The sequence below is a fragment of the Deinococcus pimensis DSM 21231 genome (assembly GCF_000519345.1).
Lineage (GTDB): Bacteria > Deinococcota > Deinococci > Deinococcales > Deinococcaceae > Deinococcus_A > Deinococcus_A pimensis.
Window position 1 is genome coordinate 9,895 of record NZ_KI912620.1, and the last position, 451, is coordinate 10,345.

The following is a 451-nucleotide window of genomic DNA, read 5'->3' on the forward strand; positions in this document are numbered from 1 at the left end:
AAGTACCGGCGCGTGAGCCTCGCCGTACAGCCCGGGGGCAACCTGGTGATCGCGGGCTGCACGCGCTCCACCGGCGATCAGAGCGATCCCGACGAGTACGCGCCCGTCGTGCTGCGCCTCACGTCCGGCGGCGCGTTCGACAAGACCTTCGGGAAGGGTGGCTGGGTGCGTGTGACGGACGGACGGGACGTGCACCTGCAACCCGGCGGCGGTCTCGTGGTGGGCCTCTCCGAGGTGGTGCGGCTCGCCCCCTGAGGTCTTCATCTACCGTTCACGCGACGTGAGGTAGGATACAAAAGCACGACGATCCCAGCGCCAACATCCCCCGCGTCGTGCGCCGGAGCACCCGTGAAACGAACCCTCTTCGGGCGCAAACCCACCGACCCACACCCCCCGACCCCACGCCCGAACCACCCCCGACGTCCGCGCCACCGGCATCTGGCCCGGCCTG

General features: G+C 70.1%; 1 protein-coding gene. It reads left to right on the forward strand.

What is annotated here, in order from left to right:
* A partial coding sequence (locus tag DEIPI_RS0102020; RefSeq protein ID WP_027480682.1) for an NHL repeat-containing protein occupies window positions 1–255 on the forward strand: 255 nt, incomplete at its 5' end.
* Window positions 256–451: the final 196 nt, after the last annotated feature.